This window comes from Streptomyces sp. NPDC007896, assembly GCF_042959425.1.
In the GTDB taxonomy this organism is placed as follows: Bacteria; Actinomycetota; Actinomycetes; order Streptomycetales; family Streptomycetaceae; genus Streptomyces.
On sequence record NZ_JBIBKX010000004.1, the window covers coordinates 296,098 to 310,496 of the forward strand.

The following is a 14,399-nucleotide window of genomic DNA, read 5'->3' on the forward strand; positions in this document are numbered from 1 at the left end:
GCTGTACTTAATAGCCGTCGGACTGGCTCACCCCAGTCCCCCAAGACGCCGAGAGGAGGCGATTCCAGTGATCAGCATCAACACCAGCTCCATCAGCACCGCCAAAATGACCGATCGCTCGGTCGTCTCCACGTGCCTGCTCGGCGTCTCGAACCTGGGCACCGGTCTGTCCGGCATCGCTGCCGTCCGGCCGGCCTCCCCTCTGTCTCTCGCGGTTCTTCCCATCCGTGAGCGCAATGAGCGACCGATGAAGGCACTGGAAGCGGCAGTAGTGGCAGAGGCCCAGGCCTATGCCTTTGCGGCAGCCGGTGCCGGATCCCTGAAGCAGACGAAGCAGCACCACACGATGTGGGCCTTCCGTGGGCCTGAACCCTGGAGTGATCCAGCCTGATCTTCGATCAGGCCGGCGCCTTCAGGGCCGCGGAACCCCACCCGGGATCCGCGGCCCTTCTGTTTGTCCCCGACCGGGGACGGCAGAGCGAAGGGGCCTCGGGACAAGAAAAGAACCCGGTACCAGCCGCCAACCGGCCAACCCGGCCGGCACGACCAGACGAGGAAGACCAACCGTGCAACTCGAAGCGCACGCCCCGTCCGTACCGCCTTCCGAAACGATCCCCCCGCCCGGCCTCACGGAGGACTCCACCTTGATCCCGCTCACTGCGCTCACCGCGCTCGACGACGCCATCGAGAACCTCGGCGTACCCGTCCCCTGCCGCTCCTACGACCCGGAGGTCTTCTTCGCCGAGTCGCCGGCCGATGTCGAGTACGCCAAGTCCCTCTGCCGCACCTGCCCGCTGATCGAGGCCTGCCTCGCCGGCGCCAAGGAGCGGCGCGAGCCCTGGGGTGTCTGGGGCGGCGAGCTCTTCGTCCAGGGTGTTGTCGTGGCCCGCAAGCGGCCGCGTGGCCGCCCGCGCAAGAACCCGGTTGCGGCATGAACACCGTAGGAACGATCGATCGCCCCCTGACGCACGACCCCAAGAAACAGGCCCCGATGAAGCCGTCCGCCAGCGAGCCCGCAGGCTCCGCCATCCCAGACTTCACCACCACCGGCGCGAACGACTCGCGTCAGAACAGGACCCGCGAGATGCAACTCATCCCAGAAGCCCTGGCTCGTGCGCATATGCACGAGCGACTGCACGAGGCCGAGCGGGAACGCCTGGCCGTGCGCCTGGCCTCCGCCCGTCGGATGCAGCGTCGGGCCGAGCGCGCCTCCATGCGCGCCCGGCGCGCGCTGGCCATGGCGGTCATGCACTAGCCGAAAGCAGTCGCGGCAGTATCAGTAAGCAACTCCTCGCGGGGGTTGGTCCGAACGGACCGGCCCCCGCGGTGCGTTGTGCCGGGCGATCCGCCGACCACGGCGTTATCGTCGCCGAGTGACGAGTCTTCCCGGGGACAGTGACAGCACCGGCTCCATGCCGCGGCCCGACACGGCCGAGGCCCGGCACCTCGTGTGCGCCCGCTGCGGCGCCCTGGCCGACGGTCCTCCACTGACGTGGACCTGCTCCATGGAGAACGGCACCCGCCATTACTTCTGCGACAACTGTGCCCGCAGCAACCTCAGGGCGATCGAGGGACGGCTGGACTCGGCCTGGTGGTAGGCCCGCCCGGGTCGGCCCGGGCGGGCGAAGGCGGCCCGAGTCATGCTTCGGCCGCTGATTCCTCCTCGTCCAGCTCCTCCGTGTCCAGCAGCTCCTCCGTCGGGTCCTCTCCCGGTACGAAACCCGGCAGCCACTCCTCGAGTTCGTCGCGCAGCCGGACCGTCGCGCCCAGCTGACACAGGACTCCGATGGTGCTCAGGGTCACACGGTGTATCAGGAGATACGACGGTGGCAGGTTGAGGAGCCTGCCCAACTGGTGTGCGGGGGAGCGGGGGTCGGCGATGCGCGCGGCCTGACTGCGCATCCAGCCGCGGGTGAACGTGAACTCGTCGGCCTGGGCCGGTTCGATGATCGGCAGGAGATAGTCCAGGACCGCTTCGGGTTCGAGTTCTATGGACTCCTTGACGAAGCCCTCCTCACACAGCAGCTCGTAGACCGCTTCGGCCTCGCCCTCGAGAGTCATCCGGAGGGAGTAGCCGATCGTCGAGGGCAGACCGCCGGGAAGACGGTCGACCGTGCCGAAGTCCAGGACGCCCAGCCGCCAGCCGCTCTTCTCGTCCGGCAGGAGGCGGAAGTTGCCCGGGTGCGGATCGGCGTGCAGCAAGCCGGTGCGGGCGGGGCCCGAGAAGAGGAACCGGGCCAGCAGTTGGCCCGCACGGTCCCGCTGTTCCTGAGTGCCCTCGGCGATCACCTCCGACAGCGGTATCCCGTCGATCCACTCGGTCACCAGGACCTGGTCGCACTGGTGGACCACCGCCGGGACGAGCACGTCCGGATCGCCCGCGAACTCCGTGGCATGCGTCTCCTGGGCCTCTGCCTCCAGCGCGTAGTCGAGCTCCTCGGACACCCGGTCGCGCAGCTCCGAGATGAGTGGCTTGATGTCCATGCCGGGGATCAGGGGACCCAGGAGCCTGGCGAATCGGCTGAGCTGGGTCAGATCGGACAGCAGGGCCTCGCCCGCCCCCGGGTACTGCACCTTGACGGCGACCTCGCGTCCGTCGTGCCACACCGCCCTGTGCACCTGGCCGATCGAGGCCGCCGCGGACGGCTTGTCCTCGAACTTCTGGAACAGCTCGGACCAGTCCTCGCCGAGGTGCTCCCGCAGAACGGAGTGCACCGTGCGCGTCGGCATCGGCGGCGCCGCCTCCTGGAGCTTCGTCAGCGCCGCGCGATAGGGTCCCGCGACCTCCTCGGGCAGCGCCGACTCGAAGACGGACAGCGCCTGTCCGAACTTCATGGCACCCCCCTTCAACTCGCCGAGAACCTTGAAGAGCTGCTCCGCCGTGCGCTGCTGCAGCTCGCGGCCGACGATCTCCGCGGACTTCCCGCCGATCCTCTTGCCCAGCCCCCAGGTCGCTCGCCCGGCGAAGCCGAGCGGTAGTGCGGCGAGTTTGGCAGTACGGGTGACTGCCTTCCGGGGAAGATCAGACATGCGCCCTCCAAGTCCCAGACAGCCGTGCCGCGTGCGGCTGTTGCCCCGCCATTGTCTCGTGCGGCTTCCCGTCCTCGGCGGCGCGCTCCCCCTTCTTACTTTTCTCCGCTGCGCCGCACGGGCATTCGGGATGCGACAACACCGGCTTCGCGTGCCAGTCGAAGCCCGGCACGGAGGACTCCCAGCGTGCCCCGGCGCTGGAGGGCAGCCGTCCGTCGAGGTAGGCGAGGGCGTGTCCTGCCGCGAGTCCGGCGACGCCGGTCGCCAGAGCGAGGTCGCACGCCGGGACCTGGTGCGAGGCGCCGGAGCGCCACTGGGCGATCAGGCGTGGCCAGGTCGGGTCCCGGTCGATGCGCTGCTGGTCCAGGCAGCCCGCGCAGCCGGTGTCGCCGGGCAGCACCAGGGGGCCGACGACACCCGTTCCCTCCACGACTCCCGCGTACAGATGGGGTGTGCCGGAGGTGATCAGGGGCTCGGCGACGGCGGGATCGGGGGCGTGCACCGCCAGGCCGTCCCGGGGCGCGAGGATCACCAGGGAGAAACCGAGCTCCTCTCCTTCGGCGGCGGGCCGGGGTGGTCGATCCGGTGCCGCTCGGCGCACCGCGCGCCGGGCGGCTTCCTCCCGGCGCTCGCCGATGGACGCCGGGGGCAGCCCGCCCGGTGCCACGTCCCAGGGTTCGACGCTGCCGACGTCGCGCACCTCGACCTGGCCGACACCCGCGCCGGCCAACAGGGAGGCCAGGACGACTCCCACCCGGCCGGCGCCCCGCACCTGCACGCGCAGGGAGCGGCGGGCGGCCAGCTGCTTCATGGCGTCGCCCGGCGCGCGGGCGACGAGGGACAGGGACGCGAGGTCGGGGCGGAGCCGGTCCACGACCGCCTTCTTCTCGCGCAGGGCGTCCGCGGCCCGGCCGCCGCCCGTCGCGTCGTCCAGCAGACCGGAGCGGGCCAGCCGCTCCACGAGTGCGTCGACATGACCGTCGGGCAGGCCCATCGCGCGTCCCAGGTCGCGAAGGAGCGGCAGCCCGCGTGTTCCGTTGAGCAGGTCGAGAAAGCTGCCTGTCGCCGTGTCCACCGGGCCCAGCACCATCGCGTGCGCGGGCGCCATTCCGAACTGCACGGTATTGAGATCCCGCCAGCCGCGCCGCAGCGCGGGCTTCACCATCGGATGCATGACCGACCCCCGTACCCGTAGAGCATCCCCGTGTGTCGGCGCGGTCCGTCCCGGGCCCGCCGATCGAATGCCAGCATGCCCGGCCCGGCCGAACCGTGCCGAAAGTTGTCCACAGGCGGTGGTGTTCGTCGTATAAATCAAGCGCACGGGGTCCGGATCGGCATCGAACCGTCCAGGGGACGGGACTTCCCCCATGTGCAGCGGGTAACGTCGGGGCGTGCCCGCCGACCCACTGCACCGCGCCGGAAAGCCACAGCGCAGCACGACGAGCCTGCCGCCAAGCGGCTCGGGGGCGAGCGCGATCGAGGTTCGCAGGAGCGCGCGCCGGCGCAGAACGGTCTCCGCGTACCGCGAGGGCGATCGCACCGTCGTGCTCATCCCCGCCCGTATGTCCGAGGCGGAGGAACAGCGCTGGGTCTCCGTCATGCTCGACAAGCTGGCCGCCCAGGAAAGCAAACGGGTGCTCGGCGACGCCGAGCTGACCGAACGCGCCGCGCGGCTGTCGGAGCAGTACTTCGACGGCCGGGCCCGCCCCGCCTCGGTCCGCTGGGTCACCAATCAGAACACGCGCTGGGGTTCCTGTACCCCGGCCGAGGGCAGTATCCGTCTTTCGCACCGGCTCCAGGGCATGCCCGAGTACGTGGTCGACTACGTCCTCGTCCACGAGCTCGCGCACCTTCTGGTGCCCGGTCACGGACCCCGCTTCTGGCGGCTGCTGGAGGCGTATCCGCGTACGGAACGCGCCCGCGGCTATCTCGAAGGGGTGGTCGCGGCCGAACGGCTGCCCCATCTGCCCGTGGCGAGCGACGAGTAGCGGGCGGGCGGCGGCGGACCGTCCCCGCCGGGGGGCGATTGTGTACCGGGTCTGTACCGGCGGCGTTCACTCCCAGAGTTTCCCGTTAGCCTGACGCGACGCAATCGCACTCGGGATGGGGGACGGTCGTTACGCATGGCCAGGGAATTCCAACGCGGCCACAAGGCCAGGATCAGTGACCTCACCGCGGGCACGGATCTGTACGTAGGTGTGCAGATCACCGGTCCCGGACTGACCTTCGACATCAGCTGCTTCGGTCTGGACGCCGACGAAAGGCTTTCGGACGACCGGTACTTCGTCTTCTTCAACCAGCCGAAGACCCCCGAAGAATCCATCCAGCTGCTCGGCACCCAGTCGGGTGACACGGAGTCCTTCCGCGTCACGCTCGACCGGATCCCGGCGCAGATCCAGAAGCTGTCGTTCACGGCGACGATCGACGGCGCCGGGCAGATGTCGCAGATCGCCCCCGGATACCTCCGTGTTGTCGCGGGCGGCGAGGAGGTGGCCCGGTACTCGTTCAGTGGCGCGGAGTTCTCCACCGAGCGTGCCGTGATGCTGGGCGACTTCTACCTGAAGGACGTCTGGCGGTTCGCCGCCGTGGGGCAGGGCTTCGACGGCGGCCTCGAGGCGCTGCTCAAGAACTTCGGTGGTGAGGTCGCCGACGAGCAGCCCGCCGCGCAGGAGCCGCAGGCGACTGCCGCACCGTCCTTCGCGCCGCCCGCCCAGGCCACCGCTCCCCCCGCGTTCGGCGCCCCGGCTCCGGCTCCCGCGCCGCAGCCCGCCGCGCAGGGGTTCACACCGCCGCCCACCTCGCCGTCGGTGCACGCCGCGCCGACCATCATCGCTCCGCTGCACACCCCGCCGGGCGGCACCGTGCCGCCGCCGGGCCCCGCTCCGTACATCCAGCCGCCCGGTCCGCCCGGTCCGCCGCCGGGCTACGGACAGCAGCCTCCCGGCCAGACGGCTCCCATGCCGCCCGGTTACGGCCAGCAGGCACCGCCCGCGCGCCCCGGCTATGGGCAGCAGGCTCCGACGGCGCCTCCGGGCTACGGCCAGCAGCCGCTGTACGGCCAGGTTCCGGGCCAGGCGCCGGGTCAGCCCGGCGCGCCGTCCCCCTACGGTGTTCCCCAGGGCGCCCCGCAGGGTGGTGCCGGTGTGGCCGCCGCGCTGGGGGCCTACAAGGAGACGGCCACCGGTCAGCGGTGGACCCAGCAGAACAAGAAGCTCATCCGCGTCGACCTCGGCATCGGCGGCCAGCCCGTGCTGGCCCGCCAGGGCAGCATGGTGCTCTACCAGGGCAAGGTCGATTTCAGCTACAAGGGCGCCGGCTTCGCCGGGCGGATCGTGGGCAACGCGACCGGCCAGGAGATGCAGCTCATGCGCTGTACCGGCCAGGGGCAGGTGTTCCTCGCCGAGAACGCCACCCACGTGCATCCCATCGAACTCCAGGGCGACGCGATCTGTGTCTCCGCGGAGAGCGTGCTCGCCTTCGACGAGTCCCTCCAGCACGAGGTCCGGCGTATCGAGGGGCACGGCATCCCCGGAGGCGCGCTGTTCACCATGCAGTTCCAGGGGACCGGAACGATCGTCGTGAAGACGCACGGCGCTCCCGTCGTGCTGCCCGTGACGCCGACGACCTTCGCCGACTGCAACGCCGTAGTCGCCTGGTCCGCGGCCTCCCAGGTGATCGTCTCCAGCCAGGTGCGGATGCGCCGCAACGCCTACCCCGGCGACACCGGGGAGAGCGTGAACCTCCAGTTCCGCGGCGCGCCCGGCAATTTCATCGTCGTCCAGCCGTACGAGGTCTGAGGGAGCCCGTCATGAACCAGCCACTCGCGGGCTTCGCCCCGGCACCGGTCACCGCCCGCATGGAGAACCACGGCAACCACATGCTGAAGGTCGCCATGCAGACCGGAAACGACCTCTTCGCGCGCGTGGGCTCGATGGTCGCCTACGAAGGGTTCGTCCAGTACGAGCCCAACCCGCCCGCCGTACGCCAGATCGCGCGGGACTGGATGACCGGTGAGGGCGCGCCCCTCATGAAGTGCACCGGCGACGGCCTGCTCTACCTGGCCGACTACGGCGCGAACGTCGTCGTCATCAACCTCAACGGGGACGCGATCTCCGTCAACGCCACCAACCTGCTCGCCTTCGATGCCCATCTCCAGTGGGGCGTCGAGAGGGTGAAGGGGCTCGCCAAGTTCGCCGGACAGGGCCTGTGGAACACCAAGATCTCCGGTCAGGGCTGGGTCGCGCTGACCTCGCGCGGCAAGCCGATCGTGGTCGACTGCGGCGGCGGTGAGGACGAGACCTACGTCGACCCGGACGCGCTCGTCGCCTGGTCCCCGAACCTCAAGGTGAAGGGCAAGCGCAGCTTCAAGGCGCAGTCGCTGATCGGACGCGGCAGCGGCGAGGCGTACCAGATGGCGTTCTCCGGACAGGGCATCGTCGTCGTCCAGCCCAGCGAGGACAGCACCGACCGCCTCCGGATCCGGGGCTGAGGGGGAGCACCACATCATGCAGAGCCCGCTTTTCGGCTACAACGAGCAGCAGACCCAGGAGCGCTACAGCCTCCAGAACTCGCAGATGCTGCGAGTCGTCATGGAGGGGCACGACGACATCCTGGCCCGCAAGGGCACCATGGTCGCGTACCAGGGCCTCGTGGAGTTCGACGCCGAGTACCAGAACAACAGCCAGCACCGCGCACGTGCGTACACCGGTGAAGGCCTCGACCTGATGCGGTGCCACGGGCAGGGGACGGTCTATCTGGCCAATCTCGCCCAGCACGTGCACGTGGTCGACGTGGAGCAGGACGGGCTGACCGTCGACAGCAGCTACGTCCTGGCGATGGACTCCTCGCTGCACCACGAGGTCATCGCCGTGGACAGCCAGTACGGCATCTCCGGGTCCGGCAAGTACCAGCTCAACATCACCGGCCGTGGCAAGGTCGCCCTGATGACCTCGGGCATGCCCCTGATGATGCAGGTCACGCCCGACAAGTACGTCAACTGTGACGCCGACGCGATCGTCGCCTGGTCCACCGGCCTGCGTGTCCAGATGCAGGCCCAGACGCACTCCTCCGGGGTGTGGCGGCGGCGTGGCAACACCGGTGAGGGCTGGGAGCTCAGCTTCCTGGGCCAGGGCTTCGCGCTCGTCCAGCCCAGCGAGCTGCTGCCGCCGCAGAACGCGGTGATCGGCCAGGGGCTGCGCGCCCAGTACGGCATGGGGCAGCAGGGGGCCCGGGCGCAGAACCAGGGCAACGTCTGGAGCTGACCGGGTGACGGTCCGGGCAGCAAACGTAAGGGGCGACCGCCACGGCGGTCGCCCCTCACACGTGCCTCAGGCCGAGAGCCGTGCGCGGGTCGCTTCCAGAAGCCGTACGACCGAGGCGTCCGCCACGTCCGCGACCTCCTCGTAGGGGAACCAGCGGAGGTCCAGGGACTCGTCGCTGATCGCCGCCACGGCCTCGGCCGGAGCGAGCGCGGCGTACTGGACGTCCAGGTGCCAGTTGCACGGCGCCGGGATGGCATGCCGGTCCAAGGTCACCGGGCCGCCAGGCAGCAGGATCAGACCCTCGATGCCCGACTCCTCGGTCGCCTCGCGCAGCGCGGCCGCCGCCAGCGTCGGATCACCCGGCTCGCAGTGGCCGCCCATCTGCAGCCACATCTGTAGCTTGCGGTGCAGCGTCAGCAGGACGCGGCCGCCGACCGGGTCGATGACCAGGGCGCTCGCCGTCACGTGCCCCGCCGTGCAGGCCTTCCAGATGCCGTCGGGGTGCTCGGACAGGTGGTCCAGATAGACCTGGCGCAGCTCTTCCTGGTCCTCGTACTGCTTCAGTACGAGGACGGCGTCGTCGTGAAGGGTCACTCGGTGCCGTCGCCCTTGTCGTCGTCCTTGGGAGCGTCGTCCTTCTTCAGGTTCGGCTTCTCGGCGGAGCCGCTCGCCGCCTCGCCGAGCATCTTGTCGAGCTCGGAGAAGTCCAGCTGCTCACGGTGCACGAAGCCGTCCGGGTCGTCGAGGTCGGACGCGGTCGGCAGCATGTCCGGGTGGGCCCACAGGCCGTCGCGGCCGTCGACACCGCGCGCGTCGGTGAGCGAGGCCCACAGGCGCGAGGCGTCCCGCAGCCGGCGCGGGCGCAGCTCCAGGCCGATCAGCGTGGCGAACGTCTGCTCGGCGGGACCACCCGTGGCACGGCGTCGGCGCAGCGTCTCGCGCAGCGCGTCCGCGGAGGAAAGACGCGGTTTCGCGGCGGCGTGCACGACCGCGTCCACCCAGCCCTCGACGAGCGCGAGCGCCGTTTCCAGACGGGCCAGCGCGGCCTTCTGCTCCGGCGTGTCCTCCGGCTGGAACATGCCCTGCTGGAGAGCGTCCTGCAGCTGCTCGGGGTTCTGCGGGTCGAGCTGGCCGACCACGTCCTCCAGCTTGGCCGTGTCGACCTTGATCCCGCGCGCGTAGCCCTCGACCGCGCCGAACAGGTGCGAGCGCAGCCACGGCACGTGCGAGAAGAGACGCTGGTGGGCGGCCTCGCGCAGGGCGAGGTAGAGCCGCACCTCCTCCAGGGGGATGCCCAGGTCCTTGCCGAACGACGCGATGTTCAGCGGCAGCAGCGCGGCCTTGCCGGCCGGGCCGAGCGGCAGGCCGATGTCGGTGGAACCGACGACCTCGCCCGCGAGCACGCCGACGGCCTGCCCGATCTGCGTACCGAACATGGCGCCGCCCATGGAGCGCATCATGCCGATGAGCGGGCCCGCCATGGCCTGCATCTCCTCGGGCAGGACATCACCCATGGCCGCGCCGACCCGCTCGGCGACCGGGTCGACGAGCTCCTTCCACACCGGCAGGGTCGCCTCGACCCACTCCGCGCGGCTCCAGGCCACGGCGGAAGCGGCGCCGGACGGCAGGGACGTCGCGTCGTCCAGCCACAGGTCGGCCAGGCGTACGGCATCCTGAACCGCGGTGCGCTCGGCGGGACCGACGCTCGCGTCCTTGGTGCCGTCAGAAGTGCCCTGGGAGACCGTCTGGCGAGCGATCTGCTTGGCCATGTCCCAATTCACCGGACCGCCCTCGTACGAGAGCATCTGGCCCAGCTGCTGGAACGCGGCCCCCAGGTCGTTGGGGTTCATGGAACCGAACATCGCTGCGAGCGGATTGTCGGCGCCGGGGCCGCCGGCTCCGGGCGGCCCGAAACCGAACGGTCCCTGTCCACCGCCGCTCTGCTGGTCCTTCTTCTTGCCCTCGTCGCCGTTCTCCGGCTCCTCCGGCGGAAGGCCGAATCCGAATGGGGTGTCACTCACGGGATTCCTCGGCTGGTAAGGCCGCCGGTTCATTCCGACGGCGACTGCCCGACAACACCACCCAGCGTAGACACCCGAGCCCGATCGGGCCTCGGTGCTTCGCCGACTCTTGGCCTGCGGCAGGATGGATGCCACCTGGTACGGGCGCGTCACGCGCGTCCGTTACTGAAGACAACCGCTGGAGACGCCCGGTGAGTTCCCCAGATCCACAGGTTCGCGCAGCGCGAAACCACTCAACCAGCCCGCCCTTGCGCGGGCCCGTCGTCGCGGTCACCGGCGCCGCGTCCGGCGTGGGCGCGATGCTGACCGAGCGGCTTGCCGCGAGCGAGGAGATCAAGCAGGTCATCGCCATCGACGAGCGTCGCGGCGAGTGCGAGGGCGCCCAGTGGCAGATCCTCGACGTCCGGGACCCCGCGATCGCCGAGAAGCTGCGCGGCGCGGACGTCGTGGTGCATCTCGCGCTCGACCTCGACCTGGAGACGGACGCGGCGGCGCGCACGGCGTACAACGTCCGGGGGACGCAGACCGTGCTGACGGCCGCCGCCGCGGCCGGGGTGCACCGGGTCGTGCTGTGCACGTCCGCGATGGTCTACGGGGCGCTGCCCGACAACGAACTGCCCCTCTCCGAAGACGCCGAACTGCGGGCGACCGCCGAGGCCACGGGGGTCGGGGACCTGCTGGAGATCGAGCGGCTCGCCCGGCGGGCGCCGCGCGCGCATCCGGGGCTCAATGTCACCGTCGTACGGCCTGGGGTCCTGGTCGGTGGTGGTACCGACACCGCGCTGACCAGGTACTTCGAGTCTCCTCGACTCCTCGTGGTGGCGGGGTCACGGCCTGCCTGGCAGTTCTGCCACGTCGAGGATCTGTGCAGTGCTCTGGAGTACGCCGTCCTGGAGAAGGTGGAGGGGGAGCTGGCCGTCGGGTGCGACGGGTGGCTGGAGCAGGAGGAGGTCGAGGAGCTCAGTGGGATTCGGCGGATGGAGTTGCCGTCCGCCGTCGCGCTGGGGGCTGCCGCGCGACTTCACCGGATTGGGCTCACTCCTTCGCCCGCCGGGGATCTGGCGTACACGATGTACCCCTGGGTGGTGAGTGGGAGCCGGATGCATGACGCCGGGTGGCGGCCGCAGTGGACCAACGAGGAGGTTCTCGCGGAGCTGCTGGAGGAGGTTGCCGGGCGGCACACCGTGGCTGGGCGGCGGCTGGGGCGGAAGGATGCGACGGCGGCGGGGGCCGCGGGGGCGACGGTTGCTCTTCTGGGTACGGCCGCGTTGGTTCGGCGGGCTCGGAAGGCTCGGCGACGGATCTGAGTCCGGGGGCGTGCGGGTGCGGGTGCGTCGTGGCTGGGGGCCGGTGTCTCGCCCCCGCCGCCCCTACCCGTCCCATCCCCGGAGGCTCCGCCCCCGGCCCCCTGGCGGGGCTGCGCCCCTGCACCCCGGTGGGGCTCCGCCCCTGCACCCCGGCGGGGCTGAGCTCCTGGACTCCGGCGGAGGTGCGCCTCTGGACCCCTGGCGGGGCTGCGCCCCTGCACCCGGTGGGGCTGCGGCCCCGGGCCCCTGGCGGGCTCAGCGCCTGGACCCCGGCGGGGGCGCGCCTTTGGACTCTGGTGCGACTGCGGCCGCGACCTCTGGCGGGGCTCCGTCCCTGAACCCCCGGCGGGGCTGAGCTCCTGAACCTCTGGCGGGGCTGAGCTCCTGAACCCCCGGCGGGGCTCCGCCCCTGAACCCCCGGCGGGGCTCCGCCCCTGAACCCCCGGCGGGGCTGCACCCCTGAACCCCCTGCAGGGCTCCGCCCCCTGTGTCTCGGCGGGTTCGTGCCCCCGCCCCCCCCGCGGGGCTCCGCCCACTCCCGGTAGCGGACTGAACCGCGGGGCTCCGCCCCCGCTCCCGGGAAGCGGGCTGAGCGGTCTCGTCCTCAAGTGCCGACGGGCTGAGGTGTGGGCTTGGTCTCTGTAGGAGGCTCCAAAAGGGCACGCGCGTGTGCGGGGTGAAAGGCGTATTTCGTGGGGGCTGTGGGGTGCGGCACGATGGGGCTATGGCAGCTACCTTTGAGCATCCGGGTGAGTTGGGCGCGCAGGATCCGATTCGGCTGTTGGCGATTCGGGACGAGCCGCTCTCCTTGGACGAGGTCTTCCGTGCGGTCGGAGACGACGCCGCCGGGGGGACCGCGCTCTTCGTGGGGACCGTGCGCAATCACGACGGGGGTGCCGACGTCGAGGGGCTCGGGTATTCGTGTCATCCCAGCGCGGAGGCCGAGATGCGGCGGATCGCCGAGAAGGTGGTCGCCGAGTATCCGGTGCGGGCGCTGGCCGCCGTGCACCGGGTCGGTGACCTGGCCGTCGGTGATCTCGCGGTGATCGTCGCCGTGTCGTGTCCGCACCGCGGTGAGGCCTTCGAGGCGTGTCGCAAGCTGATCGACGACCTCAAGCACGAGGTGCCCATCTGGAAGCACCAGAAGTTCTCCGACGGCACGGAGGAGTGGGTCGGAGCCTGTTGAGGGATTCGGCCGGACGTGTGAGTCCGGCCTCACCGAGTTCTCACCCTTGCTCCGGTTGCGTAACCGACCCCCTGGTATGAGCGTTAACAAGGCAGATGGTTAATCTGCTGATCAGTCAGTTGCGGTCGCTTGTGGGGTTGGGAGGTCGGCATGGCGTCGCTCGCCTGGTTGCTGATTCCGCTTTTGGCTGCGATCGGTGCCGGACTGTGGGGCAGTTGGGCCAGCCGGAACCGCAAGACGGCGGGAGACGGTGTCGAGCTCGAGGGGTACGCGCGCTTCCGTGCGGCCATGGAGCGCTCCGAGGCCGTCATGGTGCGGCCCGGTGGCGGGGAGAAGCCGCAATCCGACGCGGTCTGAGGCCGGGGCTCCGCCAGCGCCGCCCTGGCCCCGTACGGACGGCCCCGACAGTGCGCTGACAGCACCGTCCCGTACTGTCGTGGCATGCCACGCCGCACCGCGACGATGCTCGCCTCCACCCTGATCCTGATCGCGCTCCTGTGCGCGGGAGTGTTCATCAAAGTGCCGTACTCGGAGATGTCACCGGGGCCGACGGTGAACACGCTGGGCGAGCACGACGGCGAGCCGGTGCTGCAGATCTCCGGGCGCAAGACGTACCCGGCCACCGGGCACCTGAACATGACCACGGTCCGGGTCACCAGCGCCGACTACAACATGAACCTTGTAGAGGCCGTTTACGGGTGGCTCGCGCATGACAACAAGGTCGTGCCGCACGACACGCTCTACCCGGACGGCAAGACCGAGCAGCAGTCGACGCAGGAGAACGCCGAGGAGTTCAGCCAGTCCCAGGAGAGCGCCAAGGTGGCCGCGCTGAAGGAGCTGGGCATCCCGGTGAAGTCCTGGGTGATCGTGTCGACCGTCGTCAAGGGCTCCCCGGCCGAGGGGCGGCTGCACGCCGGTGACGTGATCAAGAGCGTCGACGGTACGGCCGTCAAGGCGCCCGACGACGTCGCCAAGCTGGTCACCAAGCACAAGCCCGGCGAGAAGGTCGTCTTCACGGTGGTGCCCGCCAAGGAGCAGGCCGCCGCCGCGAAGGCCGGCAAGACGGCCACCGCGACCACGGATGTGACCATCACCACGGCGAAGTCCAGCGACAGCGGCGCGTCCCGTGCCATCGTCGGCATCTCGGCCGGGACCGATCACACGTTCCCGTTCAGCATCGACATCAAGCTCGCCGACGTCGGCGGTCCGAGCGCCGGGCTGATGTTCGCGCTGGGCATCGTGGACAAGCTGACCCCGGGCGACCTCACCGGCGGCAAGTTCGTGGCCGGCACCGGCACCATCGACGACAGCGGAACCGTCGGCCCGATCGGCGGCATCGAGCTGAAGACGATCGGAGCGCGCGAGAAGGGCGCCCAGTACTTCCTGACGCCCAAGGACAACTGCGCGGCCGCCGCCAAGGACACCCCCGACGGGCTCACCCTCGTCAAGGTCAACACCATCGACGACGCGATGAACGCCCTGAAGGACATCAGCTCCGGCAAGACCGCCGACCTGCCGAAGTGCACCACCAAGGGCTGAGGGAGCGAGCGGCGGCGGCACACAAGGGCCGTACGGCGTGATGGGGGCGCCCCCG

Annotated in this window: 16 protein-coding genes; 12 read left to right on the forward strand and 4 right to left on the reverse strand. The window is 70.4% G+C overall.

Annotated elements, in window-relative coordinates; all coding sequences use genetic code 11:
- Nucleotides 1–67 precede the first annotated feature (67 nt).
- From ACFZDJ_RS15950 to ACFZDJ_RS15965, 4 genes are all read left to right on the forward strand, one after another.
- Nucleotides 68–391 carry a hypothetical protein gene (locus ACFZDJ_RS15950; protein ID WP_168510998.1) on the forward strand — a complete coding sequence of 108 codons (324 nt, stop codon included), beginning with the start codon at nt 68–70 and terminating at the stop codon, nt 389–391.
- A 175-nt stretch (nt 392–566) separates the two neighbouring features.
- The gene (locus ACFZDJ_RS15955) at nt 567–935 is read left to right on the forward strand and encodes a WhiB family transcriptional regulator (protein WP_054228178.1); all 369 of its coding nucleotides are present in this window, start codon (nt 567–569) and stop codon (nt 933–935) included.
- Nucleotides 932–1,255 (forward strand): hypothetical protein, encoded by a 324-nt coding sequence (locus ACFZDJ_RS15960; protein ID WP_101400540.1) that lies wholly within the window; start codon nt 932–934, stop codon nt 1,253–1,255. Before ACFZDJ_RS15955 ends, ACFZDJ_RS15960 begins: the two co-directional genes overlap by 4 nt.
- A 118-nt stretch (nt 1,256–1,373) precedes the next feature.
- A complete protein-coding gene (locus ACFZDJ_RS15965) occupies nt 1,374–1,598 on the forward strand; it encodes a hypothetical protein (protein ID WP_390932282.1) in 225 nt (74 codons plus the stop codon).
- A gap of 40 nt (nt 1,599–1,638) precedes the next feature.
- Here ACFZDJ_RS15965 and ACFZDJ_RS15970 read toward each other — a convergent pair whose 3' ends face one another.
- Both ACFZDJ_RS15970 and ACFZDJ_RS15975 read right to left on the reverse strand, forming a co-directional pair.
- Nucleotides 1,639–3,030, reverse strand: coding sequence for an ABC1 kinase family protein (locus ACFZDJ_RS15970; protein WP_384911520.1), 1,392 nt, complete (start codon nt 3,028–3,030; stop codon nt 1,639–1,641).
- The gene (locus tag ACFZDJ_RS15975) at nt 3,023–4,204 is read right to left on the reverse strand and encodes a TOMM precursor leader peptide-binding protein (protein WP_391059547.1); all 1,182 of its coding nucleotides are present in this window, start codon (nt 4,202–4,204) and stop codon (nt 3,023–3,025) included. The genes ACFZDJ_RS15970 and ACFZDJ_RS15975 overlap by 8 nt, the downstream gene beginning before the upstream one ends.
- Before the next feature lie 217 nt (nt 4,205–4,421).
- Here ACFZDJ_RS15975 and ACFZDJ_RS15980 point away from each other — a divergent pair, with 217 nt between their 5' ends.
- The 4 genes from ACFZDJ_RS15980 to ACFZDJ_RS15995 all read left to right on the forward strand — a co-directional run bounded on the left by ACFZDJ_RS15980 (nt 4,422) and on the right by ACFZDJ_RS15995 (nt 8,291).
- The gene (locus ACFZDJ_RS15980; RefSeq protein ID WP_391059550.1) at nt 4,422–5,018 is read left to right on the forward strand and encodes a SprT-like domain-containing protein; all 597 of its coding nucleotides are present in this window, start codon (nt 4,422–4,424) and stop codon (nt 5,016–5,018) included.
- A 135-nt stretch (nt 5,019–5,153) separates the two neighbouring features.
- A complete protein-coding gene (locus ACFZDJ_RS15985; RefSeq protein WP_391059553.1) occupies nt 5,154–6,827 on the forward strand; it encodes a TerD family protein in 1,674 nt (557 codons plus the stop codon).
- A gap of 11 nt (nt 6,828–6,838) precedes the next feature.
- Nucleotides 6,839–7,519 carry an AIM24 family protein gene (locus tag ACFZDJ_RS15990; protein ID WP_054228171.1) on the forward strand — a complete coding sequence of 227 codons (681 nt, stop codon included), beginning with the start codon at nt 6,839–6,841 and terminating at the stop codon, nt 7,517–7,519.
- A 16-nt stretch (nt 7,520–7,535) separates the two neighbouring features.
- Nucleotides 7,536–8,291: an AIM24 family protein gene (locus ACFZDJ_RS15995; protein WP_060900241.1), complete on the forward strand. Its 756-nt coding sequence runs from the start codon at nt 7,536–7,538 to the stop codon at nt 8,289–8,291.
- Between the two features lie 66 nt (nt 8,292–8,357).
- Here the strand turns inward: ACFZDJ_RS15995 and ACFZDJ_RS16000 are convergent, their stop codons facing one another.
- Both ACFZDJ_RS16000 and ACFZDJ_RS16005 read right to left on the reverse strand, forming a co-directional pair.
- The gene (locus ACFZDJ_RS16000) at nt 8,358–8,885 is read right to left on the reverse strand and encodes an NUDIX domain-containing protein (protein ID WP_391059556.1); all 528 of its coding nucleotides are present in this window, start codon (nt 8,883–8,885) and stop codon (nt 8,358–8,360) included.
- On the reverse strand, nt 8,882–10,312 hold the full coding sequence (locus ACFZDJ_RS16005) for a zinc-dependent metalloprotease (protein WP_168495355.1): 1,431 nt from the start codon (nt 10,310–10,312) through the stop codon (nt 8,882–8,884). The genes ACFZDJ_RS16000 and ACFZDJ_RS16005 overlap by 4 nt, the downstream gene beginning before the upstream one ends.
- A 191-nt stretch (nt 10,313–10,503) precedes the next feature.
- Here ACFZDJ_RS16005 and ACFZDJ_RS16010 point away from each other — a divergent pair, with 191 nt between their 5' ends.
- The 4 genes from ACFZDJ_RS16010 to ACFZDJ_RS16025 all read left to right on the forward strand — a co-directional run bounded on the left by ACFZDJ_RS16010 (nt 10,504) and on the right by ACFZDJ_RS16025 (nt 14,344).
- Nucleotides 10,504–11,619, forward strand: a complete 1,116-nt coding sequence (locus ACFZDJ_RS16010; protein WP_079065022.1) for an SDR family oxidoreductase — start codon at nt 10,504–10,506, stop codon at nt 11,617–11,619.
- A gap of 724 nt (nt 11,620–12,343) precedes the next feature.
- Nucleotides 12,344–12,805: a molybdenum cofactor biosynthesis protein MoaE gene (locus ACFZDJ_RS16015; RefSeq protein ID WP_168495359.1), complete on the forward strand. Its 462-nt coding sequence runs from the start codon at nt 12,344–12,346 to the stop codon at nt 12,803–12,805.
- 150 nt (nt 12,806–12,955) lie between these two features.
- Nucleotides 12,956–13,162 carry a hypothetical protein gene (locus tag ACFZDJ_RS16020; protein ID WP_101400549.1) on the forward strand — a complete coding sequence of 69 codons (207 nt, stop codon included), beginning with the start codon at nt 12,956–12,958 and terminating at the stop codon, nt 13,160–13,162.
- Nucleotides 13,163–13,246: 84 nt separating this feature from the next.
- Entirely contained in the window at nt 13,247–14,344 is a 1,098-nt protein-coding gene (locus tag ACFZDJ_RS16025; RefSeq protein ID WP_390932269.1) for a PDZ domain-containing protein, read from the forward strand.
- Nucleotides 14,345–14,399: the final 55 nt, after the last annotated feature.

Bases quoted from the DNA above. Each gene is read 5' to 3' on its own strand.
- ACFZDJ_RS15990 (WP_054228171.1), top strand. From the start codon at position 6,839: ATGAACCAGCCACTCGCGGGCTTCGCCCCGGCACCGGTCACCGCCCGC.
- ACFZDJ_RS16015 (WP_168495359.1), top strand. From the start codon at position 12,344: ATGGCAGCTACCTTTGAGCATCCGGGTGAGTTGGGCGCGCAGGATCCG.
- ACFZDJ_RS15960 (WP_101400540.1), top strand. From the start codon at position 932: ATGAACACCGTAGGAACGATCGATCGCCCCCTGACGCACGACCCCAAG.
- ACFZDJ_RS16020 (WP_101400549.1), top strand. From the start codon at position 12,956: ATGGCGTCGCTCGCCTGGTTGCTGATTCCGCTTTTGGCTGCGATCGGT.
- ACFZDJ_RS16025 (WP_390932269.1), top strand. From the start codon at position 13,247: ATGCCACGCCGCACCGCGACGATGCTCGCCTCCACCCTGATCCTGATC.
- ACFZDJ_RS15985 (WP_391059553.1), top strand. From the start codon at position 5,154: ATGGCCAGGGAATTCCAACGCGGCCACAAGGCCAGGATCAGTGACCTC.
- ACFZDJ_RS15995 (WP_060900241.1), top strand. From the start codon at position 7,536: ATGCAGAGCCCGCTTTTCGGCTACAACGAGCAGCAGACCCAGGAGCGC.
- ACFZDJ_RS15970 (WP_384911520.1), bottom strand. From the start codon at position 3,030: ATGTCTGATCTTCCCCGGAAGGCAGTCACCCGTACTGCCAAACTCGCC.
- ACFZDJ_RS15975 (WP_391059547.1), bottom strand. From the start codon at position 4,204: ATGCATCCGATGGTGAAGCCCGCGCTGCGGCGCGGCTGGCGGGATCTC.